The 21,958-nt window shown below is 51.0% G+C and carries 15 protein-coding genes; 8 read left to right on the forward strand and 7 right to left on the reverse strand.

Annotated features, from left to right (window positions below; translation table 11 throughout):
* Nucleotides 1-86: 86 nt before the first annotated feature.
* On the forward strand, nt 87-245 hold the full coding sequence (locus EHT87_RS31225) for a hypothetical protein (RefSeq protein ID WP_185716138.1): 159 nt from the start codon (nt 87-89) through the stop codon (nt 243-245).
* Nucleotides 246-336: 91 nt separating this feature from the next.
* Here EHT87_RS31225 and EHT87_RS04050 read toward each other — a convergent pair whose 3' ends face one another.
* Nucleotides 337-1,248 (reverse strand): sugar phosphate isomerase/epimerase family protein, encoded by a 912-nt coding sequence (locus EHT87_RS04050; RefSeq protein ID WP_124904106.1) that lies wholly within the window; start codon nt 1,246-1,248, stop codon nt 337-339.
* 340 nt (nt 1,249-1,588) lie between these two features.
* Here EHT87_RS04050 and EHT87_RS04055 point away from each other — a divergent pair, with 340 nt between their 5' ends.
* The 3 genes from EHT87_RS04055 to EHT87_RS04065 all read left to right on the forward strand — a co-directional run bounded on the left by EHT87_RS04055 (nt 1,589) and on the right by EHT87_RS04065 (nt 5,416).
* Nucleotides 1,589-2,170, forward strand: a complete 582-nt coding sequence (locus tag EHT87_RS04055) for an RNA polymerase sigma-70 factor (protein WP_124904108.1) — start codon at nt 1,589-1,591, stop codon at nt 2,168-2,170.
* Nucleotides 2,171-2,272: 102 nt separating this feature from the next.
* A complete protein-coding gene (locus EHT87_RS04060; protein ID WP_124904110.1) occupies nt 2,273-3,358 on the forward strand; it encodes a FecR domain-containing protein in 1,086 nt (361 codons plus the stop codon).
* A 90-nt stretch (nt 3,359-3,448) separates the two neighbouring features.
* Nucleotides 3,449-5,416 (forward strand): STN and carboxypeptidase regulatory-like domain-containing protein, encoded by a 1,968-nt coding sequence (locus tag EHT87_RS04065; protein WP_124904112.1) that lies wholly within the window; start codon nt 3,449-3,451, stop codon nt 5,414-5,416.
* A gap of 22 nt (nt 5,417-5,438) precedes the next feature.
* Here the strand turns inward: EHT87_RS04065 and EHT87_RS04070 are convergent, their stop codons facing one another.
* Together EHT87_RS04070 and EHT87_RS04075 are read right to left on the reverse strand one after the other, a co-directional pair.
* Nucleotides 5,439-6,164 carry a LytR/AlgR family response regulator transcription factor gene (locus tag EHT87_RS04070; protein WP_124904114.1) on the reverse strand — a complete coding sequence of 242 codons (726 nt, stop codon included), beginning with the start codon at nt 6,162-6,164 and terminating at the stop codon, nt 5,439-5,441.
* A 49-nt stretch (nt 6,165-6,213) separates the two neighbouring features.
* On the reverse strand, nt 6,214-7,347 hold the full coding sequence (locus EHT87_RS04075; protein WP_124904116.1) for a sensor histidine kinase: 1,134 nt from the start codon (nt 7,345-7,347) through the stop codon (nt 6,214-6,216).
* A 412-nt stretch (nt 7,348-7,759) separates the two neighbouring features.
* Here EHT87_RS04075 and EHT87_RS04080 point away from each other — a divergent pair, with 412 nt between their 5' ends.
* From EHT87_RS04080 to EHT87_RS04090, 3 genes are all read left to right on the forward strand, one after another.
* Complete coding sequence (locus EHT87_RS04080) at nt 7,760-10,072, forward strand: TonB-dependent receptor (protein ID WP_229320827.1); 2,313 nt, start codon at nt 7,760-7,762, stop codon at nt 10,070-10,072.
* 91 nt (nt 10,073-10,163) lie between these two features.
* Nucleotides 10,164-11,249, forward strand: coding sequence for a M42 family metallopeptidase (locus EHT87_RS04085; RefSeq protein WP_124904120.1), 1,086 nt, complete (start codon nt 10,164-10,166; stop codon nt 11,247-11,249).
* Nucleotides 11,250-11,388: 139 nt separating this feature from the next.
* Nucleotides 11,389-12,006, forward strand: coding sequence for a hypothetical protein (locus EHT87_RS04090; RefSeq protein WP_124904122.1), 618 nt, complete (start codon nt 11,389-11,391; stop codon nt 12,004-12,006).
* Here EHT87_RS04090 and EHT87_RS04095 read toward each other — a convergent pair.
* From EHT87_RS04095 to EHT87_RS04110, 4 genes are all read right to left on the reverse strand, one after another.
* Complete coding sequence (locus EHT87_RS04095) at nt 12,003-13,436, reverse strand: DUF1501 domain-containing protein (protein ID WP_124904124.1); 1,434 nt, start codon at nt 13,434-13,436, stop codon at nt 12,003-12,005. The two genes, EHT87_RS04090 and EHT87_RS04095, sit on opposite strands and share 4 nt — an antisense overlap.
* A 2-nt stretch (nt 13,437-13,438) precedes the next feature.
* Entirely contained in the window at nt 13,439-16,783 is a 3,345-nt protein-coding gene (locus EHT87_RS04100; protein ID WP_124904126.1) for a DUF1553 domain-containing protein, read from the reverse strand.
* Nucleotides 16,784-17,050: 267 nt separating this feature from the next.
* Nucleotides 17,051-19,927 (reverse strand): outer membrane beta-barrel protein, encoded by a 2,877-nt coding sequence (locus tag EHT87_RS04105; protein WP_124904128.1) that lies wholly within the window; start codon nt 19,925-19,927, stop codon nt 17,051-17,053.
* A gap of 175 nt (nt 19,928-20,102) precedes the next feature.
* Nucleotides 20,103-20,936, reverse strand: a complete 834-nt coding sequence (locus EHT87_RS04110; protein WP_124904130.1) for a GLPGLI family protein — start codon at nt 20,934-20,936, stop codon at nt 20,103-20,105.
* 132 nt (nt 20,937-21,068) lie between these two features.
* On the opposite strand from EHT87_RS04110, the gene EHT87_RS04115 reads away from it, so the two are divergent.
* Nucleotides 21,069-21,926, forward strand: coding sequence for a helix-turn-helix domain-containing protein (locus EHT87_RS04115; protein ID WP_124904132.1), 858 nt, complete (start codon nt 21,069-21,071; stop codon nt 21,924-21,926).
* The last annotated feature ends 32 nt before the right edge of the window (nt 21,927-21,958 follow it).

A 21,958-nucleotide genomic window follows, 5' to 3' on the forward strand; every position in this document is an offset into this window, starting at 1 on the left:
CAACTAGTTGCCACAACTCACCGTCTCGAATGCCAGTAAGCTTTTATTGAAGCGTTAAAAGATGACGATATGCAACAATTTATGTTATGGCTGATGCTCGAAATGGTTCCATGATTGAAGATCAAGAAGGTCAGGTTAAAGCGGTTACCTATGACTTTGTGCAGTTCGACTATGCGATGAATATTGGCTTTAATCCCATGAATAAAGTTGGAGATGGTTTAGAATTGGAAGAATGCTTTCGATAGTCCTGATAAGGTGAAAAAACTTCCTGTATTAAAACCATTAAAAGATTTTCTAGACCCCTTCTTCATAAAAACCCATACTTGGCTCTTCAACTCAAAAATACGCTTTCATTGCTTTTGGATAGTGAGGAATGGCCAGTTCTGGTTCGGCAATATCGGGGTGCCAGAGTTTTTCCCACTCAAAACTGTAGTAACCTTCGTATTTTCCGGCTTTCAGCGAATCGATGGCTTCCCGAAGCGGAGCGTCACCCTGGCCCAGCAAAACATACTGGTGCTTCCCGTTTGCCAGCCGGGCGTCTTTGACGTGCACATGCCGGATATACGGTTTCAGCTTCTGATATACCTCCGCCGGCGCTTCGTGCGCGTCGGCCCACATGTTGAAAATATCCCAGATCAGGCCCACTTTCGGGTGTTTGGCGGCTTGCATGATCTGAATCAACAGGTCGCTTCGGGTTAGTTCGCCATGTGACTCGAGCAGCACCGCAACTGAACTGTTTTTCGCATGATCGCCCAGGGTTAACAGGCCATCGCTGATGAGTTGAAGCGTGGCTTCCCGACTTTGGTCGGCCGGGAGCTGGTCGGGAAAAACGCGGACGTATGGGCAGTCGAGCTGTTGAGCCAGGTCGATAAATCGCCGGGCTTCGTCCAGGTTTTTGGCGCTCTTGCCAGCATCGGCATGGTGCAGTTGAGCCGACGAACCGAGATTGCAAATCCGGATGCCCCGGTCGGCAAACCGGGTGCGGGTTTCGCGGGCCTTGCTGGCCGTGTTGAAAGCCGGGCTTTTGGTCAGATCCAGTTCGCCCGCCAGCCCCCGGAATTCAACTGCCTGGTAGCCCGCCGAAACGGCCGTTTTCAGGATCGTGTCCAGGTCCCATTTGGGGCAGCCCAGTGTCGAAAAAGCAAGGGGCGGTTGTTTTGAATCGAAACCGGATAAGGTTCCTAGGAAAGCAGTTGCCAGCCCGGCAGCGGTTGTTTTGAGGGCAGAACGGCGAGTCAGGTGTGTCATCGTGAAGCGCAGGGCGTGTTAGTTTGTTCGTTAATTCAGTGGGATTTACCCGTTGGCATTCCAATACCTATAAACCGGTTAAACCGCCATCTTTACTCGTTATCGGGTATTTTTTGAACCGTTGATTTTATCAGCGTATGCTGAATGCCAGAATATACTAAAAGGCTTTTTCCGTACAGAAGGCTTCTGGCGTCATAAATCACTAAATTTTTTACCGTTTAGAAAAAAATATATACTATTCGTGGGGGGAAACTACCGTTTGGGTGTCTTCAAGTCAGTTGCAGTAGATACGGGTTTAAAAAAGAGTAGTAGATTTGCCAAGAAAAACTGACGCAACTACGTGCAACCAACCGATCAGGAATTAATTCATGCGATACGTCTGGGCAACGAGCCAGCGTTTGAGGCCGTTTTTCGGCAGCATTACGCCCCGTTGTGCCAGTATGCCCGCACCTTCCTGCACGATTGGGATGATGCCGAAGAAACCGTGCAGGCGGTTTTTCTGGCGGTTTGGGAAAAACGTGATAGTCTGGAAATTACGGTTTCGTTGAAATCCTATCTGTTTCGTTCGGTCCACAACCGCTGCCTGAATCGCATCCGGCATTTGTCGGTGCAGTCCGAACACCGCGAACAGGCGGCTTATGAAGTCGAGATGTACCAGTCGTCGGCGGAAGCGCCCATGCAGACGTTGATTGCCGATGAATTGTCGGATCGTTTGCAGGTGGCCATTCAGCGATTGCCGGAACAATGCCGGTTGATTTTTTCGATGAGCCGGTTTGAAGAAATGAAGTACCAGGAAATTGCCGATCAACTCGGTCTATCCATCAAAACGGTGGAAAACCAGATCGGAAAAGCATTGCGTATTTTACGGACAGAACTGGCTGATTATCTGCCGACAGTACTGTTCTTTCTGTTTTTAAACTAAGACGCTGGAGGTCAGACAAGAGGGTATAGCCTACAATGCGCTGATAACAAGTGGTTTTTTGTCACTGCTCTCTGGTCTTAAATCGTTATTCTGTAAAAATAAATGCCTGATCAACCCGAAAACCGAATCGACGACGACCTGCTGGGAAAATTCCTGGCTGGGGAGACGGATGCTGCCGAGTCGGAGCGGGTACGGCGCTGGCTGGATCAGGACAACTCCGAACGCCAGGAATTCGACCGCTTTGAGAAGATCTGGAATACCGCCGGGAAAGTAGGCCCGAAAACCGATCCCGCATCGATTCCCGTCAATACCGATGCGGCCTGGCAAAAAATGCGCGGTAAAATTCGGACGCAAGCCGCAACGGCCGTTGATCCCACACCCGCCGACAGCATCCCGGAACCCGTTATAAAACCGCTGCCCGTTCAGCCGGTTCACACCCACCGGACTACAACCTGGTGGCAGTCACCGGTTTGGGCCGTTGCCGCTACGGTGGTTCTTTTATCAGGTCTGCTCTGGTTTTTCCGGAAAGAAACCCAGACTGTTCCCGTCGTCCAGGTGGCTGCGGTGACGTCTACGGATAAAATCGAGAAGATCTTACCGGATGGCAGCCGGGTGCTGCTCAATCGGGACAGCAAACTTACCTATCCGGAATCGTTTGCCGACGACAGCCGCGAGGTCAGCCTGGTGGGCGAAGCTTATTTCGATGTGAAACCCGACCCCGAGAAACCTTTCCGGATTCACGTTCGCAACACCACCGTTCAGGTTTTGGGAACGTCGTTCAGCATCCGGTCCTATACCGCGGATGTCCGCGTGGCGGTTCGGACCGGGAAAGTGAAATTTTCGGCGAAAGATAAAGAAGTGACGCTGATCAAAGACCAGCAGGCGGTTTTTTACGCGAAGAAAGATACGATCATCAAGGCACCCCGATTCGATGCGAATTCAATGGCTTTCCAAACCGGGCGACTCGTCTTCGAAAGAGAACCGATGAGCAAAGTGGTTGAAACACTCAATGAAGTGTATCACGCCGATATTCACCTGGCCAATGCGGAGCTCGGCAATTGCCTCTATTCGGGGACATTTAAGAATGAAAACTTAGAATATGTGCTGAAAACGACGGAGGAAGCGATGAATTTGCGGAGTCGGCGGGAGGGAAACCGGATCATTCTGGATGGCGGGCCGTGCAAGTAAGGCATTCGAAAAACAGCTCCGGAATGTGTGCCAGCATAGGGGTAATGACTTTTCAGGGTGTCATCCATACACACGTACCACACACGTAAAATGTACCCGATCCGTTTATTGTTTTCGCTGATTTTCTGTGCGCTCCTTCGATCCGCTGTTGCCCAGTCGACACCACCGCTCGAACGGGTGATTTCGGTCGATTTTTCCAACGAGCGACTGGAAAATGCCCTGAAAATCATCAGTACCAAAGGCCAGTTTTCATTTGCCTACAATGCCGCTCTCATCAATCCCAACAGCACGCTGAGCCTGCGGACCACCAATTCCGTCCGGGCGATCATGAATCAGATTTTTCGGGGAACGATCACCTATAAATCCCGCGGTAACCACATCATTCTGCAAAAAGCCGAGCTTCCCGACGAAGCGCCCAAGAGTTTTTTTCTGGACGGATACGTCACCGACCGCCAGACCGGCCAGAAAGTCAGTCAGGTCAGTATTTACGAAAAAACCACGCTGGCATCGACGGTTTCCAATCCGTACGGCTATTACCGGATCAAATTGTCGACCGATATTGCTTCCGTGCGCCTGGAGGTCCGGCGGAAGTATTATTTCTCGGAAACCGTTGCCATCAACGCGCGGCAATCTCATAAACTCGATATTGGCCTGACCCCCTTGCCATTGCCGACGACGTTACAGCCGATGACCGTCCGGACGTCGATCGATACCACCCGCCCGACCCCCATCATGCCGCAGCCGGTAGCCGTCACCATCCCGGTTGATTCGACTCCCCAGCCCCGGACCAGCAACCCCACGATCTGGGACCGCAGCAAGTCGGTGCTGGAAGAAACCCGGAGCGATTTTGCCGACTGGTTCAAAACCACCAAGCAAGCCGTTCACGATGCCAACCTGGCGGGCGATACGATTTACCGCGACATGCAGTTTTCGCTGTTTCCGTTTATTGGAACCAACCACACGCTGAGTGGACGGGTAATCAACCAGTATTCGTTTAACCTCGTCGCCGGGTATTCTCTGGGCGTCAGAAGTCTGGAGGTGGGCGGTTTCCTGAACCTGGTTCGGGGTGAGGTCGGCGGGGTACAGGTGGCCGGTTTTGGCAATGTGGTTGGCGAGCACGTCAATGGCGTTCAGGCCGCCGGTTTTCTCAACGGGGTTCGGGGCAACGTACTGGGCGTGCAGGCTGCGGGGTTTGGCAACACCGTATTGGGGACCGTTCAGGGCATTCAGGCGGCCGGTTTTTACAATATGACGATGGGGAAAATGTCGGAAAGTATTCAGGCGGCCGGTTTTGGCAACATCGTTGCCGATGAAATTAGCGGTTTTCAACTGGCCGGTTTTACCAACATTGCCGCCCGATCGATGACCGGTTTTCAATTGGCCGGATATGGAAACGTCACCGGTGGAAACATGGCCGGTTTTCAACTGGCCGGTTTTACCAATTTTGCCGTTGGCGAACTTTCGGGCTGGCAACTCAGTGGTTTCCTCAATTACGCGGGCAAGGTGAACCGGGGGCATCAGATCGGGGTCATCAACATTGCCGGATCGTCGGAAACCACGCCATTCGGTTTGTTCAGTTACGTGCACCGCAACGGCTACCGGCGTCTGGAAATCTCGACAGACGAAGTGATGACCACCAATCTGACCTTCAAAACCGGTGTTCGGCGATTTTATAACATCTTTACGGGCGGTTCCAATCTGGGTATGGCGGGAAAACCGCTCTGGAGTTTGGGGTACGGCCTGGGCACGGCGGTGGATCTGAAACGTGGCTGGATGCTGAATTTCGACTTAACTGGCCAGGTCCTCAGCGGAGAAAACCGCTATACCTGGGAGGACTGGAATTCGCTGATTCGCCTGAATCTGGGTATCGAGAAAAAGCTGAGCCGGCGGATCGCTCTGGCCGTTGGCCCGTCCGTCAACGGGTACCTGACCGATTATACCCGCACCAAACCGGCCACCCGATTTGATGTGCCGCTGTTTGGCAACTCCGTCACTAATGTCAATACGTACTCGGCGGGCTGGCTGGGTTTTCAGGCGGCTTTACGGTTTTGTAATTAGCCGAAACTCAATTCGGGAAGCGTTATTTTATCCACAATTTATTCTTTACAACCTGCTGAATGATTTGTTCCCGATAATTCCGGCTGATGGGAATTCGGTGTGATTTAATCATGATTTCATTTCCATCGATGGCGTCAATTTTATCGATGGAAACGATGTAGGATTTATGCACTCTGATAAACGATTTGCTGTCTAAATTCTGCTCCAGATTTTTCAGGTAAAGAAGCGTTACATACTTTCCCTTTTGCGTGAAAATAATAACGTAATTTTGCATTCCCTGAATATACAGAATGTCATCAAAAACTATTTTCTCGTATTTATTATCACATTTTATAAAGAAGTACTGATCCGTCTGACCAGCCGTTTCAATTCCGGTTGAAACGGCTTTGGTAATGAGCTGGTAATAGTCTTTCGCTTTACTAACGGCCTTATAAAACCGGTCGAAAGTGATGGGTTTCAATAAATAATCCAGCACGTTTAATTGAAAACTTTCCAGCGCATAACTCGGAAATGCCGTAGTAATGATAACAATAGGTGAATTTTGTACCGTTTTTAAAAAATCGATACCGTTCATTTTAGGCATCTGAATATCCAGAAAAAGCAAATCGATTTTATGTTCGCTTACTAAGTTAAGTAGCTCGACGGGATTTTGACAGGTCTGGACCAGATTTAAAAAATCGACTTCTCTTACATAATTAGCGATTCCCTCACGGGCCAGCGGTTCATCGTCAATAATTACACAGTTCATTCTCGTATTTGTTTATAAAACCGGCTCATCGGCCAGAATGATCCGGTTTTTAAATGGATTTTTCCATCAATTCAGACACTTCAAGCGCCGAAAGCGTTAACCGAAGTTCGACATCAAAGCGATGCTCGTTCGACTGAATAGCCAGAACATAGTGTTCCGGATAAAGTAGATCTAACCTGCGCTGCACATTTTTATTTCCAATGCCCCCGTAGCGAATCACCTCGGTAATCCCCCCGTGCGAAGCACTGTTCGATACGTTGAAAGTCAGTTTTTCCTGATCAACCCCGAGTCGTATGGAAATCCAGTTGGGTTGGTCGGCATGTTTGGAAACATGTTTAAAGGCATTTTCCACAAAATTCATCAATATAAAAGGGGCTATCTCCAGATGCCTACTGAGCTGTATTTCAGTTTGAAAAGTAACTTCAATATTGTTGTTTTGCCGAAGTTTTTCCAATTCAATAAAGTTTTCCAGGTACGCTATTTCTTTGTTGAGTGAAATTTTCTGGTCATTGCATTCGTACAACTGGTGCCGCAGTAACTCGGAAAATTTAGCCAGCGAATTGGAGGCCATGTCCGGATTCTTATGAATCAAAAAAAAGATGGAATTGATGGTATTAAACAAAAAGTGAGGATTAAACTGGTATTTTAAAAACTTCAACTCGGTCTCCAGATTTTCTTTCTCCAGCAGCTGTTGCCTCTGACGGGACTGAACCCAGTTCTTGGTCAGCTTTATGCTCATTGCCAGGGTCATACTGGCTACGGTCGACGGCAAAGCATTGCCCAGAAATCGATAAAAACAATCCGCTTCCGTTCCTCCGCCATACAATTCTGCCAGGGTCTTTCCGGATAAATAGGCACTTAAATAATACCCGGGAATAATGAGGAGTGAAGCGATGGCAATGGTAAGGAGGAGGTAAAAAATGTACTCGGTAAACCGGTTTTTTTCCAGGTACTTCGGAATAAGGTAGTACAGATTGAAATAAGCAGCCAGCGCCTGAAAAATAAAATAAAAAAGAAACTTTACGGAAAAAGGCGTAAAAAAGATGCTTGTGGCGGCTTTAAATGGGTTGCCTATGGCAATAACCCACCAGAGATAATTATATAGAAACCAAAACGGAATGTGATAAAGCTTATACTTGATAAACCAGTTCTGGGTTGAAGTTGTAAACGTCGAAGCTTTCATTTCATGAAAGATTAACCCGCACAGGTTTTTTAGACTGGGGTTTTTGAATCACTTCCCATCTTCTCAGGAAGAAAAATAATCTCTAACATAACCGATTAGAGACTGATTTATTCAATTTATGGGTAAAATGCCTTAACTAATTGACAAAAGGGCGGTGTTGCTGTATGAAAGGTATTGCCATAAGTATAGGCTGGGGTATTCATTTCAAATCAGCCCGGTTGTTCAGTAGGTAAGTACTGGATGATAATGTCCGAAAAAGCTGGCCGGTTTTGAGCCGGTTATTGGTCAATAAAAATTGAATAAAAAAATACGTTCGGCATAGGGGAAAGTTCGTCGATAGCTGTCATACCGGCATATCTACAACACAAATAATATGCACGTTCGAGCTTTTATTTTCGCTATTCTAGCTGGCATGTTCACACACAATGGCCAGGCACAAATGTACACGCAGACCATTCGGGGCACGGTTGTCGACCAGAGTTTGCAAACCGCCCTGCCGGGTGCAACGGTCGTTATTTTAGATTCCAGCCCCTTGAAAGGAACTACGACCGAAGCCGACGGCTCCTTTCGGATGACGCAGATACCCGTCGGACGGCACAGTATAAAGATCACGAATCTGGGTTACAAAGAACTCATCCTGTCGAACATTCTGGTCGATGCGGGGAAGGAACTGGTCCTGAATGTGGCGCTTGAAGAGGCCATTGTCACGGTCAATGAAGTGACCGTCAGACCACAAATCGAGAAAGACAAACCGCTCAATGAGATGGCGGGCGTCAGCGCCCGGACCTTCTCGGTGGAAGAAACCCAGAAATTTGCGGCTGCCGTAAACGACCCGGCCCGGATGGCGACGGCCTACGCCGGGGTGGTCAGCGCCGATGACGGCAACAACCTCATTGTCATTCGCGGTAACTCGCCAACGGGTTTGCTCTGGCGGATGGAAGGGGTCGAAATTCCGAATCCCAACCACTTCGCCAACATGGGTTCTGCCGGGGGCGGTATTTCCATTCTGAGTGCCCAGTTGCTCACCAATTCGGACTTCATGACGGGAGCCTTTCCGGCCGAATACGGCAACGCCCTGTCCGGCGTATTCGATTTGCGGCTGCGAAAAGGCAACAACGCCCGGCGCGAACACACCGTTCAGGTGGGCGTTTTGGGAATCGACGTGGCCAGCGAAGGGCCTTTTTCCAAAAACTACAAAGGGTCTTATCTTTTCAATTACCGGTATTCGACCCTGGGTTTGCTGTCAAAAATTGGGGTGAATATTGGCGGTGCGACCAATGTTTTTCAGGATTTATCCTTCAATATGTATTTACCGGCGGGCAAAGCGGGCAATTTCACCGTGTTTGGTTTTGGCGGATTGAGCAACAGCGACGCCGATGCAAAGAAAGATTCGACGAAATGGGAAAGCGAATATGAACGGCATAACGACCATTTTTTTGCGAAAACGGGTGCCGTTGGGGCCACCCATTCCATCAACCTCAGCAAAAAAGCGTTTCTGAAAACCGTTGCGCTCTTTTCGGGCTATCAGTCTGGTTATGAAAACGAATCGCTGGAATTCGGCTACGTGCCGCTGTTGCAAATGCGGGAATCCTATAGCGTCCGGAAACAGATCGCTTCCTCGACCCTCACGTATAAATTCAATCCCCGGCTCACCCTGCGGGCCGGTTTGACCGGTTCCATACTGGGTTTTAACCTCGAACGGAAGGAGCGGCTGGAAGAACAAAATGAACTCCGAACGCAGATTCAGACGAACGACCAAACCGCAACGGTTCAGGCCTATGGGCAATGGAATTACCGCATGACGGAAAAACTGACCTTCAACGCCGGACTGCATTACCTGCGCCTGCTGCTGAACAATACGGATGCGGTGGAGCCCCGCGGATCAGTTCGCTGGGCCTTTGTGCCGGGCCATTCGGTCAGTTTGGGCTACGGGTTGCACAGTCAGATCCAGAATCTGGCGACGTATTTTGCCACCCAGCCGTCGGAAAACGGCGCTGCGACGAATCGGAATCTGGGCTTTACGCGTTCGCACCACCTGGTGCTGGCCTACGACTGGCTGCTCAATGATCACCTGCGCGTGAAAGCGGAAACGTATTACCAGTCGTTGTTTAATATTCCCATCAGCGCCGACAAAAAAGACGCTTTTGCCCTCGTCAACAGCATCGACGGCCTGACCGTCGACCGGCTGGTGAACAAAGGCGTTGGCAAAAATTATGGCCTGGAATTGACGCTGGAGCAGTTTTTACACAACAACGTTTACTTTCTGCTGTCGTCGTCGCTCTATGATTCCCGCTACCGCGGTTCGGACGGCATCTGGCGCGACACCCGGTTTAATGGAAAATACGCGTTCAGTTTTCAGGGCGGCAAGGAGTTTTTACTCGGCGAATCGGGCCGGAATGTCATTGGTCTGAACCTCAAACTGACGTATTACGGCGGCTATCGGACCACGCCGATCGACGTGGCCGAATCGATCCGGAAGCAGGAGACGGTGTATGTCGACAGTCAGTCGTATACGCAAAAGCTGCCCCATTATTTCCGCACCGATGTCCGCCTGAGCTGGAAACGCAACCGGCCCCATTCGACGCGCACCCTGTCGCTGGATCTTCAGAATGCCACCAACCGGCAAAACATTTTCGGCCAGTATTTCGAACCCCGAACCGGTTTGATCAAAACCAGTTACATGACGCCCTTGATTCCGGTTTTGAGTTACCGGGTGGCGTTTTAAAAAATAGAACATCAAAAAACGGTCGGCAAGGTGGGAATTGTCGACCGTTTTTGTTTGGTTTGGAGAATTGCATATTAACCAGTTTCAGGGCATGACCGAATCAAGTAAAAATTTCCTTTATACCTACCTCAACAATGCCTCTCCCACGGGCTTCGAGTCGTCGGGACAGCAGATTTGGCTGGATTACCTCAAGCCGTATATTGATGACTATATCATCGATACGTATGGCACCGTCGTTGGCGTTATTAACGGCGCTACTTCGGCCGATCAGGAACCTTACAAAGTCGTTATCGAGGCCCATTCCGACGAAATTTCGTGGTTTGTCAATTTTATTTCCGACGACGGCTACATCTACGTCCGGCGCAACGGCGGTTCCGATGCGCTGATTGCGCCGTCGATGCGGGTCAATCTGCACACGGCGAACGGGCCGGTGCTGGGTGTATTCGGTTGGCCGGCTATTCACGTTCGGGATCTGGCAAAGGATGCGGCTCCGAAAGTGACGGATCTGTTCATCGATGTGGGTGCACTGACGAAGGACGAGGTACTGGCAATGGGCATTCACGTCGGGACGGTCTGCACCTTCTCAGAAGGCTTGTTCGAACTTAACAACCGGTACTACGTTGGGCGGGCGCTCGACAACCGGATGGGCGGTTTTATGATTGCCGAAGTGGCCCGGCAACTGAAAGAAAACGGCGTACAACTGCCTTTTACGCTGTACATTGTGAATGCGGTGCAGGAAGAAATTGGTCTGCGCGGAGCCGAAATGATTGCCCGGCGACTGAAGCCCGATCTGGCCATTATCACCGACGTAACGCACGATACACAGTCGCCTAAATACGACAAAAAGGAGCAGGGCGACCTCAAAGCCGGTGGTGGTCCGGTGATTTGTTACGGCCCGGCGGTACAGAATAAGGTTCGGGATTTTATCATTCAGGTGGCGAATGAAAAGGAAATTACATTCCAGCGCCAGGCCGTCAGCAGGTCGACCGGTACGGATACCGACTCCTTTGCGTATGCGTCGGAAGGCAGCGCATCGGCCCTGATCTCGTTGCCGCTCAAGTACATGCACACGACGGTTGAAACCGTGCATATGGATGATGTTCAGGCGGTTATCAAACTGATTTACGAAACCTTGCTGGCGGTAAAAGGAAATGAAGATTTCCGGTATTTGAAATAAGGTTTTGATGGGAACACGGATTGAACGGATGAAGCGGATCAAAACGGATTTAACAGAGAATAAAAAATCAGTTTGAATCCGCATCATCCGTTCAATCCGTGTTCCCATCCCAAATTTAGACGGCCGGAAAATGTATGACATGACACCCAAAGAGCTGTATTTCGCCAACGGCGGACAGACTCTGTATATTTATAAAGACGGTTTTGGCGATCAATACAAGGCGACCCCGGCGGAAGAAGCAGAGTGGCGGAAAGAGCTGATCGAACGGGAATGGCAGCGTCTGGATACAGAAACTAATTCGGTGGTCCTGAAGATGTTGATCGATAACCTGAAGTATCACGCAGCAGACGACCTGGTGCCGGGCTTACTTCAGAAACTGGAGGAAGTTTCGCCCGAAAAGCGGGTCGTTATTGCGGGCTGTTTGTGGAAAATAAATAAGTATAAAAAAAGTGTTTCCATTATTCTGGACGCTTTAAAAGAGCACCGAAAAGACGTTATCAATACCGTGTTTTCAACATTTCAGGATATGGCCGGTGAGAAAGAAACCGCCCTTTTTCTACTTTCCTGTCTGGAAGGCGATGATGCCGTTTTGCATAACAAAGCGCATACGACACTTACGATGTGGGGCTATATGGGCATACCGGAATTGCGCGATGAATCGCTAGATAAGGCGTTAAGCCTGGAAAGTAAAACGGATCATCCGACGGTTTTTCAGAACGCTCTGAAGACGGTAAAACGTATTTTAAAAATTCGTTAAGCCAGGATGGGTTTGACCACTTTTCCCGCCACATCGGTCAGCCGATAGCGACGGCCCTGAAATTTATACACCAGTTTTTCGTGGTCGAGGCCCAGCAGATGCAAAATCGTAGCCTGCAAATCATGAACGTGAACCGGTTCTTTGACGATGTTGTAACTAAAATCGTCGGTTTGGCCGTACGTCATTCCCTTTTTAATACCGCCCCCCGTCATCCAGACCGTAAAGCATCGTGGGTGGTGGTCGCGGCCGTAATTGTCTTTCGTTAGCTTGCCCTGCGAGTAATTTGTCCGGCCAAATTCACCGCCGAAAATCACCAGGGTATCATCCAGTAAACCCCGCTGTTTCAGGTCCTTAATCAGGGCCGTCGTCGGCTGATCGACCGAATCGGTCATGATTTTGATGTCCTTCGGTAAATTACCGTGCTGGTCCCAACCCTGATGATACAACTGAATAAACCGCACGTCTTTCTCGGCTAATTTGCGGGCCAGCAGGCAGTTGGCGGCATAGGTGCCCGGTTTTCGGCTTTCGGGGCCATATAGGTCGAAGATGTAATCCGGTTCCCTGGAAAGATCAAGCGTTTCGGGCACCGACGTCTGCATCCGGTACGCCATTTCATACTGCTGCATCCGGCTGTTGATTTCGGGATCGAGTACGTGCTTGTACTGATCCTCGCTCATTTTCGCCAGGTAGTTCAACATCGACCGCCGGGAGGTTTTGTCGACGCCATCGGGATTGTTGAGGTAAAAAATCGGATCGGGACCCGACCGAAACACCACGCCCTGGTGCGTCGACGGAATAAAACCGTTGCTCCATAATTTGGCATACAGCGGCTGGTCTCCGCTTCGCGCCCGCGAGAGCAGCACGACGAAAGCGGGCATGTTCTTGTTTTCCGACCCCAGTCCGTAACTCACCCACGAACCCATCGACGGACGTCCGCCAATCTGGTTGCCCGTTTGAATAAAGGTCACGGCAGGGTCGTGGTTGATGTGTTCGGTGTGCATGGATTTGATAAAACACAGGTCATCCACCATGGTCGAATGATGCGGTAGCAGTTCGCTGACCCACGCCCGGCTTTTTCCATACTGCGCAAATTTGTAGACCGATGCCGCCAGCGGAAAGGAACTTTGGGTGGCCGACATGCCCGTCAGCCGTTGGCCCTGACGAACCGATTCGGGCAGGTTTTGCCCCCACATCTGTTCGAGTTTGGGTTTGTAGTCGAAGGTTTCCAGTTGCGACGGTGCTCCGCTTTGCAGGAGGTAAATGACGCGCTTTATTTTGGCCGGAAAATGCGGCAAATCCAGCCCACCGGCCACCGCGTTCTGCGGCAACAGGGAAGAAAGAGCCGCTGCTCCCAGTCCCAAACCGCTGCTTCGCAGGAAGGTACGGCGGCTCATCTCATCGTGGACGCGGTCTTGCAAATCGTTGGTCATGGCTATCGTTTGATGGTCGCTTCGTCGTAATTCAAAATGGTATTCGCCACAATCGTGTAAGCCGCCAACTCGGGGCCGTTCAACGTGCGGTCGCGGGCAAATTCGCCGGTTTTGAGTAAGGCTTCGGCCCGTTCCGGCGATTTGGCAAACCCCTGCAAAGCTTCGGCGTAAAATTCCTTCATCAAGGCCAACTCCCGTTCCCGTGGGTTGCGGGACACGATGGCCTGAAAAAAATACCGGATTCGTTCGTTTTGGTTGGGTTTTGCCCGCATCGTTCGCTGCGCCAAAACCCGGGCGGCTTCCACAAATTGCGGATCGTTGAGTGTGACCAGCGCTTGCAAAGGCGTGGCGGTTTTTTGCCGCCTGACCGTACATAGGCTCCGGTCCGGCGAATCGAAATTCAGCATCATCGGCGGTGGACTCGTTCGCTTCCAGATCGTGTACATGCTGCGCCGGTACAAACTATCGCCGTGTTGCTGGCGGTAACTGATGGTGTTGCGGGTTGCCAATGCTTCCCAGATACCGGCGGGCTGATACGGATAAACGCTCGGTCCGCCGATTTGACGGACCAGCAAGCCACTGGCCGCCAGTGCATTGTCGCGGACCTGTTCGGCAGACAGCCGGTAACTGCTGCCTCTGGCCAGCCACTTGTTATCGGGATCGCGCTCAATTTCGGCCGCCGTTGCTTTGGACGATTGCTGGTAGGTGGCCGACATCACCATTCGTTTTATGAACCGCTTGGTATCCCAGTTTTCCCGGCGAAACTGAACCGCCAGCCAGTCCAGCAATTCGGGGTGGGACGGCAAATCACCCTGACTCCCGAAATCTTCCTGCGTTTTGACAATGCCGTTGCCGAAGTAGTTCTGCCAGAGCCGGTTGACCATCACCCGGGCGAAAAGCGGGTGGTCTTCGGCCAGCAGCCATTGCGCCAGTCCCAGCCGGTTTTGCGGATAATCGGCGGGCAGTTTTCCCAGTCGGAGAGGTGTTTGGGCAGAAACCGCTGGTCCGGGCGCATCGTAGACGCCCCGGTTTAGAATGAAACTTTTCCGCTGCTGATCGGCGGGCAGCTCCTGCATCGTCATCACTTCGGGAATATCAGACACAATCGCCACTTCCTGGCCCCGAATGGCGGACAATTGCCGGTTCGTCTGGGCGAAGGTCGAATCGGCCGTGAGCATGTAATGTTCAAGGAGGTTTTGGCGTTGCCCGGCGGTTCGCCGGGCGGGCGGTAGTTGCAGCAGGTCGGCAACGGGATTGGGCGAACCCGCCAGTTCTTTTACTTCCAGAGTAGAAAGCCGCCGGTTGTAAATCCGGAGTTCGTCGACGCTGAAATCGTGCAGGGTTTTCTCACGGGCGTCATTTCCCAACTCAAAACCGCCAAACTTGGCTGGTTTGTTGGAATTGAATTCGCCGTGCAGCAAGCCTTTTGTCAGGTGGTCGGTGATGATGTTCATCCGGGCCATCCGCCCATCGACAAACAGCCGAACCCCGGCGGCTTTGGCTCCACCGTCGTACGTCAGGGTCAGGTTTTGCCAGCGGTTCAAACCCAGTTTTTCGGTCGTCCGCAGTTCGATACAGTTGGCGGGCCAGACGTAACTCAGCAAAACCGTCAGCGTTTGATCCGGATTCAGTTTGACCGAATACCCGCGATAGCCTTCGTTTTCGTAGTTGGTTCGTCGGAAAATGGCACCTTCGACCCCGCTTTTGGCCGGATTAACCCACAGGCTGATGGAAAATTCCTGGTTGCGTTCAAAGTTGAGCCCTTTGCCGAAACGTTTCGGATTTTCCACGATCTTTCCATTCACCCGGTCATATTTCTCCGATAAAATACCGATGCCACACCCCCCCTGCAACGCTAGAGCCTGCCCGATTTTTCCCGGTGTTGACAGTGGTTTTCGTTCTTTATCCCCGCTGATAAAAGCTGTGTAGGAAGCATCAGCCCGATTTTCGTACGTGTCATTCACCTCTGCATCCAGCGGCAAATGCACCAGCAGACCCTGATTCAGCGTGGATGCGGTGGAGGGATGCGTGGTCCAGTCGGCAAAAGGCTTTTCGTAAAGCGTTGGCTGTAAGCGGGTTTCCAGCCGCTGGATTTTTGTCCGGATGAATTTTAGCGTTTGCTCGGTCTGGGCCGAGGGCAGCATCACCGTCGGGCAGGCTTCTCCGTTGTGCGTAATCTGTCCGGTTTCCTTGTTCTGGTTGAAAAATGCAAACAGCGAATAGTAATCTTTCTGACTGATCGGATCATATTTATGGTCGTGGCAGCGGGCACATTCCATCGTCAGGCCCAGAAAGGCTTTGCCAAACGTGTTGGCGCGGTCGGCAACGTATTCGATGCGGTATTCTTCGGGCACAATGCCGTTTTCGCCACTTTGCGAATGCAGCCGGTTAAAAGCGGTCGCCAGTTCCCGTTCCCGTTGAACAGCCGGGTTTGGCACTTTCGGCAGCAGATCCCCGGCAATCTGCAACTTCACAAACTGGTCGAACGGCAGGTTCTGATTGAACGATTTGATGACCCAGTCACGGTACGGAAACGCGTTGCGCATCGGATCGTCCTGGTAGCCCTGCGAGTCGGCAAACCGGGCCAGATCCAGCCAGCTAACAGCCTGCTGTTCCCCATAATGCGGAGACGCCAGCAGTTTGTCGACCACCTGTTCGTAGGCATTCGGAGCGGTATTTTTTTCGAACGATTTCACTTCGGCGGGCGTAGGAGGGAGGCCCGTCAGGTCCAGATAAATCCGGCGGAGTAAGGTGGCTTTTTCCGCTTTGGGCGACGGTTTTAGCCCCAATTCCTTCATTTTTGTCAGCGTAAACTGATCGATCTCGTTGTGAACCCACGCGGTTTCTTCGTCGGAGGTAAGACCCCAGCGGGCCAGAAAACTGCCGCCCACCCTGGGCACCGCCGGTTGTTCGATTTTTGTCAACGACCAGTGTTCCTTATATTCCGCGCCCTGGTCGATCCACTTGATGAGCATGGCTTTTTCCTCCGCGGTCAACGTCAGATTCGACTTGGGGGTAGGCATGACTTCCTCCGGATCGTGGCTCAGAATGCGTTTCACCAGCTCACTTTTTCCGGTATTGCCGGGCACAATGGCACGCCGTCCTTCCTTGTTTTCCTGCGTTGCGCCTTCGAAATTCGCCAGTTGCAACCCGGCTTCGATTTTGGCCTTGTCGGGTCCGTGGCATTTGAAACACCGGTCGGAGATGATGGGTTTGACGTGCAGGTTGTAATCCACCGTTCCCGGCGTTTTTTCCAGCGCCAACGCGACATCCTCAGGCAACTGGGACGACTGGCAGCCTGCCAAACCCAACGCCACGAGTATCCCTAAAAGTCCAATCGTTTTCATGCCTGAAAGAGTGAATCACAGCCTTTGATTCGTTAACAAACCGGTTTCCTGCGAAGCCGAAGTTATTATACTAAGTTGTGTTCAATCCATAAAGGAAGATTGACCTAAATGCTACTTCTTTAAGCCTAGGTAAAAGCCTAAACAAAAGGTCAAAAGTTGAATAGGAACACGGATTGAACGGGTTTAAACAGATAAAAACTGATTTATCCGTGTAAATCCGTTCAATCCGCTCAATCTGTGTTCCCATCCTGGATAATTGAAAAGGGCTTAATTCATCCGCTCCGGGCGTTGCCTGTTCCGGGGCTGATAGAGCTGATCCGGGCCCTGCCGTTCGCGCCCGGATCTCTGGGTTTGACCGCTGCCAAATCTGCGCAGATTGTACGTAAAACTGAGCATAAAATACCGGTTCAGAACGCGGGATTGTGTTTCTTCGGTATACGTTTCCGTCACGTTCCGGCTGATGCTCCGGTTTTGATTCAGCAAATCATACACCTGTATTTTTAATTCTCCCTGCCGGTTTTTGAAGAATTGCCGCGTTAAAGCGACATTCCAGAGCGAGAAATTTTGAACCGATCCCGCAGATTTCCCCGAATAATTATTGTACGTAACATCGGTCGTAAAAACCAGTCGGAAAGGCAATTGATAGTATAAATCACCACTGAGGGATTTAGTAAAATACTCCGTATTTTGCGTCGTTTGAAGCGAATATAAAGCGGTCTGGTAACTAATGTTTCCGCTGAGCCCAAATTCGAGTTTTTCATCAAAATTGGAATTGATCCGCGCTCCCTGGCTAAACGTCCAGTTTTGGGAGCGGTTGGTCTGACTATTCACCAGGCTGACACCCCGGTTGAAATTGACGTTGCTGGTCAGATTGACATTGGCTTTGAGCGGTTGGAAACGCCGGCCGATTGCCAGAAAGGCGTTCATCGTGTAATAGCCGTTCGTATTCACGGGTTGCGTGGTTTGCGCACCCTGGTTCGTGAACGTCGTGGCATTCACGATCTTGTTGTTGGTTTGCGTCGCATTTAACATGGCAAAAACACTGCGAAAAGTTGTCTGCTGGAAATTGTTGTAGTTCAGCGATACGGTATTGGTGAACTCCTGTTTCAGATTCGGATTGCCCAGCCGGATGTTCAGCGGATTGGTGTTGTCGGGAACCGGTTGCAACTGCGAAACGGAAGGCGCATTGGTTCGAGTCCGGTAATTGAGCCGCAGCGTGCGGTTTTTACTGAAGCTGTAGGTGAACATCGCATTCGGCAGAAGGTTGGTAAAGCTTTTTTGTAACGTCACATCGCTTGTCTGGTTATCGCTGCGGAGACTGGCCTGCTGCATGTCGAAACCCAGCGCATAGGTGTACTTTAACCGTTTATTTTGCAGGGTAGATCCCAGACGGTTTGTTAGGTAAGTATTGACGAAATTATTGCTGAGTGTCGGGTTAAACAACTCATATTCTTTCGTTGCTTCATCAAAGTCGTTTACGGTTCGGTTGGAGGTATTGCGGTTGTTTGAAAAGTTATAATGGAACTCGAGCGTTTTACTGAGCGATAATGGTTCGGTATACGTCAGGTTAATCGAGTTGGTGACGGATTTACTCGTCTGTTCATTCCGTTGATTGATGTTCTGGTTTTTACGACCACCGGTTTGCCCGAAAAACTGATTGATCGACTGGTTAATTCCGTCGGTATTCTGGTTGTTGACGGCCAGGTTCCAGTTGAGGGAAAGCGTCCGGCCTTTGCGCTTAAACTTCCGCATCAACAGCGCATTGTTGTTGCCGGAAATACCGGTACCGGTCGAATTATACTGCGTAGTGCTGGTGTTAATGAGGTTGGTCGAATCCAGTTGCTCGACGTTTGCGATGGCCTCATTCGTTAAGGTCTGCGACTGGTTCATGCTTTGGTAGGCCGAATTCTGAATCGTGAAACCGGGTGTAATTCGCAAGGTCGTTAGCGAATCGAGCTGGTAATTAAACCGCATGTTAAACCGGTGGCTGGTGACCTGATTCTGCGACCTGCTGTTCTGATTGACCTGATACGACGTGTCGGGCAGGGCATACTGCCGGCGGCTTTGCTGATCGGTTACGGTAGTGAGGTCATTCAGAAAATAGCTGGCGGCCACGTCGGCTTTCTTGCCAAACTCATCGCGGTAATTCAGTCCGCCCGCCAGCGTTTTGGTGATCGCGTTTGAATTGCCACCATTACCTCCGCCACTGCGACCCCCCGAGATCATGACGCCACCGCCCCCAAAGTTGGCCCCCAATCCAGCTCCACCGCCAAAAATAGTCTGCCCCGTAAATCCCTGTTGATTGATGTTGTTGGCTTGTCCGATGAGTGAGATCTGCTGGTTGCCGTTGAACCGGTTCAGGTTGAGCCGGGCCGCATAGCGAATGTCATCGTTCGTTTCGTTCGGACCGGCACCCACGGATTGCTGGCCGAAATAGCCTTTGCGCTTGTTTTTTTTGGTAACCAGGTTGATGGTTTTACTCCGGTCGCCGTCGTCGATTCCCGAAAACTGGGATTGGTCGGATTGCTGGTCGTACAGCTGGATTTTATCGATAATGTCGGCGGGGAGATTGCGGGTGGCCATTTTCGGATCATCGCCAAAGAACGGTTTTCCGTCGACCAGCACCTTTTTTACTTCCTGACCCTGTGCTTTGATGGTGCCGTCGCGGTCGACTTCCACCCCCGGCAGTTTCTTCAGCATGTTCTCCACCATCGCATTCGGCTGCGTCTTGAAAGCTCCTGCGTTGAACTCGACGGTATCCTGTTTGATGACAATCGGCGGGCCTTCCTGCTTCACCACGACTTCGTTCAGGTTAACGGCCTGCGAGGTCATTTCAAACGTTCCGGCGTCGGTCACCGGTTTGTCGGCGGCAATCGAAATCCGCTTCGACTGGTTCCGGTAGCCCACATACGTGATCAAAAGCCGGTAGGTGCCCGCAGCCACATTTTTGAACGCAAACGCCCCGTCTCCATCGGTAATCATGAAATTGACGACCGACGAGTCCCGGCCCGACAACAGCGAAACCGTAGCTTCCATGAGCGGTTTTCGCGAGGTGGAGTCGATCACCGCACCCCGGAGTTGCGATTGGGCGACGGCCGTTGTCAGACTGATCAGGCAAAGGAAGACGGGGAGAAGTGAGCGCATAGGAATCAGTTACTTTCAGGTTGGCTGTACTGGGTATTCGGTTTACGGTATTCGGTTTATGGTTTTCAGTATACGGTTTTCGGTATACGGTGGCTGACTCCAGCAATCTACGAATGCGTTAGTCCCGGCGGGGAACCACACCGTATACCGAATACTGTAAACCGAATACCGTAAACTAGTTGCGGTTTTGAAAGGTATTCATCATTTGCTGGCGCATGTCGGCCATGGCCTTCTGGCGGATGGCATTCAGCTCATCGGGTGTCACCACCTGAGCGGTTTTGGGCGGTATCACGTCACTTTCTTTCACATCCTGCGCGGCTACTTTGGTGGCTCTAAAGGCTTCGTTATCGCTTTCAATTTGCAAAACAACCCCTTTTTCGGGCGTCAGGCTACTGATGGGCGAGTAGGTAAACGGCAATTCGGTGGTGTACCAGACGGTATAGGACAGGTTGCGGAACGGAACCGTTGCTTTCTTACAGGTATACCCCGAAATTTTCTTCGTTTTGCCGGTTTCCTGCCAGCCCGTTGCGCGTTTCAGCGGGATTTCGGTCTGGTAGTGTCGGGTGACCGAATCTTTTTTAATCGACAGCACTTCGAGGGTTTTCTGAGCGGTCAGGTCAAAAAACATACTGCGCTCGAAGGGGCGACCCGTGAAATTCCGGTTTCCGCGGCCTTCGGGTCCGCCCGGTCCGGTTTCTCCCGGCCCGCCATCGCGCACCACCTGCCGGATCATGATGCCGTTTCCGCCGTTGCGGTCCTGCTCTTCCTTGCCGTAGTGGCCGGAAAAAATAAACTGCTGCGTGAACGAACGCGTTTCGGGCAAATCCGTGGGCGCTTCGGCACTACCGGGCCGCACTTCCTGCCCATCGATGACCATCCGCATTTGGGAAAAGTCGATTTTCTGCATGACTTCATACGAAATCCGGCCGGCCGTGGGCTGGGCCTGGCTCGTCAGGGAAGCGAGGCTCAGGCCAAAAAGAGCAATGGCTACAAAGCGGAATGGTAGCATACGGGTTGGCGAATTGAAATGGAAGTTGAAAAAAGATGGGACAAAGATGCGGAGGTTGCCTGTAAAGCACTGTTATTTAGTGTTAAACAGTGTTAAGGAAGAACCCGGAACCAATTTCTTTACTTTTACCCTATGCAAACCGTTGAATCACTTCTTACGCTCAACCGACAGAACAACAAGCTCGCCATCCGACTTATCGCGCCAACGTTCGGCCATCTCCCCCCTGAAATGGCCCGGCAATACGGTCTTACGCACCGCAAACCACACTACTTTTTCCTCTTTATGTTGGCAGGCCACACCCGGCACGGTGTCGATCTCCAGCAATTCGATATCAACGCCAATGAGCTTCTTTTCATTTTGCCTCACCAGATCCATCGGCTTCCGGCTACGAAAGAAGGTACTGACTATTTCAAGTTGGGTTTTGATGAAAACTGTCTTTCCCTCTTGCCCAGACAGTATCCCTTTCTGGTTAATCCGTTTAACCAGCAAAAACTACACTTTACGGCATCGGCAGCTGCCCGGTTAAAAGCTACTTTCGAAATATTGCTTAATTTATTAAGCACCGTAGATACCGATCCGGACCTCATTCTGGCCCACCTCAACAGCCTGTTGACCGAAATCAATACAGCGTATTTTTCGACCGGCAAAAGCCCCGCCGACGATAAGCTTACCAAATACATCCGTTTCAAACTCTTCGTCGAAGACAACCTGACCGATCATACCACCATCCGGGAAATTGCTCAAAAACTCGCCCTCAACACCAACAGCCTCTATGCCATTGTGAAACACTACTCGGGACTTTCTCCCAAAGAGTTCATTACCAACCGGCTGATACTGGAAGCCAAGCGCCGTCTGTACTACGCCGAAAGTTCCATCAAGGAACTGGCTTACGATCTGGGCTTCAGCGATCCTGACTACTTTTCCCGGTTGTTCAAAAAAGTAACGGGTCAAACCATCGCCACGTTCGTTCAGGATTTGTCAGGGAACTAATGCGTTTTGTCCAGTTCATTCCCGGCTGTTCA

Origin of the sequence: Larkinella knui, from assembly GCF_003858645.1 — a bacterium.
In the GTDB taxonomy this organism is placed as follows: domain Bacteria; phylum Bacteroidota; class Bacteroidia; order Cytophagales; family Spirosomataceae; genus Larkinella; species Larkinella knui.

Excerpts from the sequence above, each read along its gene's own strand:
- EHT87_RS31225 (WP_185716138.1), top strand. The coding sequence starts at position 87 with ATGGCTGATGCTCGAAATGGTTCCATGATTGAAGATCAAGAAGGTCAG.
- EHT87_RS04050 (WP_124904106.1), bottom strand. The coding sequence starts at position 1,248 with ATGACACACCTGACTCGCCGTTCTGCCCTCAAAACAACCGCTGCCGGG.
- EHT87_RS04060 (WP_124904110.1), top strand. The coding sequence starts at position 2,273 with ATGCCTGATCAACCCGAAAACCGAATCGACGACGACCTGCTGGGAAAA.
- EHT87_RS04065 (WP_124904112.1), top strand. The coding sequence starts at position 3,449 with ATGTACCCGATCCGTTTATTGTTTTCGCTGATTTTCTGTGCGCTCCTT.
- EHT87_RS04070 (WP_124904114.1), bottom strand. The coding sequence starts at position 6,164 with ATGAACTGTGTAATTATTGACGATGAACCGCTGGCCCGTGAGGGAATC.
- EHT87_RS04075 (WP_124904116.1), bottom strand. The coding sequence starts at position 7,347 with ATGAAAGCTTCGACGTTTACAACTTCAACCCAGAACTGGTTTATCAAG.
- EHT87_RS04080 (WP_229320827.1), top strand. The coding sequence starts at position 7,760 with ATGTTCACACACAATGGCCAGGCACAAATGTACACGCAGACCATTCGG.
- EHT87_RS04085 (WP_124904120.1), top strand. The coding sequence starts at position 10,164 with ATGACCGAATCAAGTAAAAATTTCCTTTATACCTACCTCAACAATGCC.
- EHT87_RS04090 (WP_124904122.1), top strand. The coding sequence starts at position 11,389 with ATGACACCCAAAGAGCTGTATTTCGCCAACGGCGGACAGACTCTGTAT.
- EHT87_RS04095 (WP_124904124.1), bottom strand. The coding sequence starts at position 13,436 with ATGACCAACGATTTGCAAGACCGCGTCCACGATGAGATGAGCCGCCGT.
- EHT87_RS04100 (WP_124904126.1), bottom strand. The coding sequence starts at position 16,783 with ATGAAAACGATTGGACTTTTAGGGATACTCGTGGCGTTGGGTTTGGCA.
- EHT87_RS04105 (WP_124904128.1), bottom strand. The coding sequence starts at position 19,927 with ATGCGCTCACTTCTCCCCGTCTTCCTTTGCCTGATCAGTCTGACAACG.
- EHT87_RS04110 (WP_124904130.1), bottom strand. The coding sequence starts at position 20,936 with ATGCTACCATTCCGCTTTGTAGCCATTGCTCTTTTTGGCCTGAGCCTC.
- EHT87_RS04115 (WP_124904132.1), top strand. The coding sequence starts at position 21,069 with ATGCAAACCGTTGAATCACTTCTTACGCTCAACCGACAGAACAACAAG.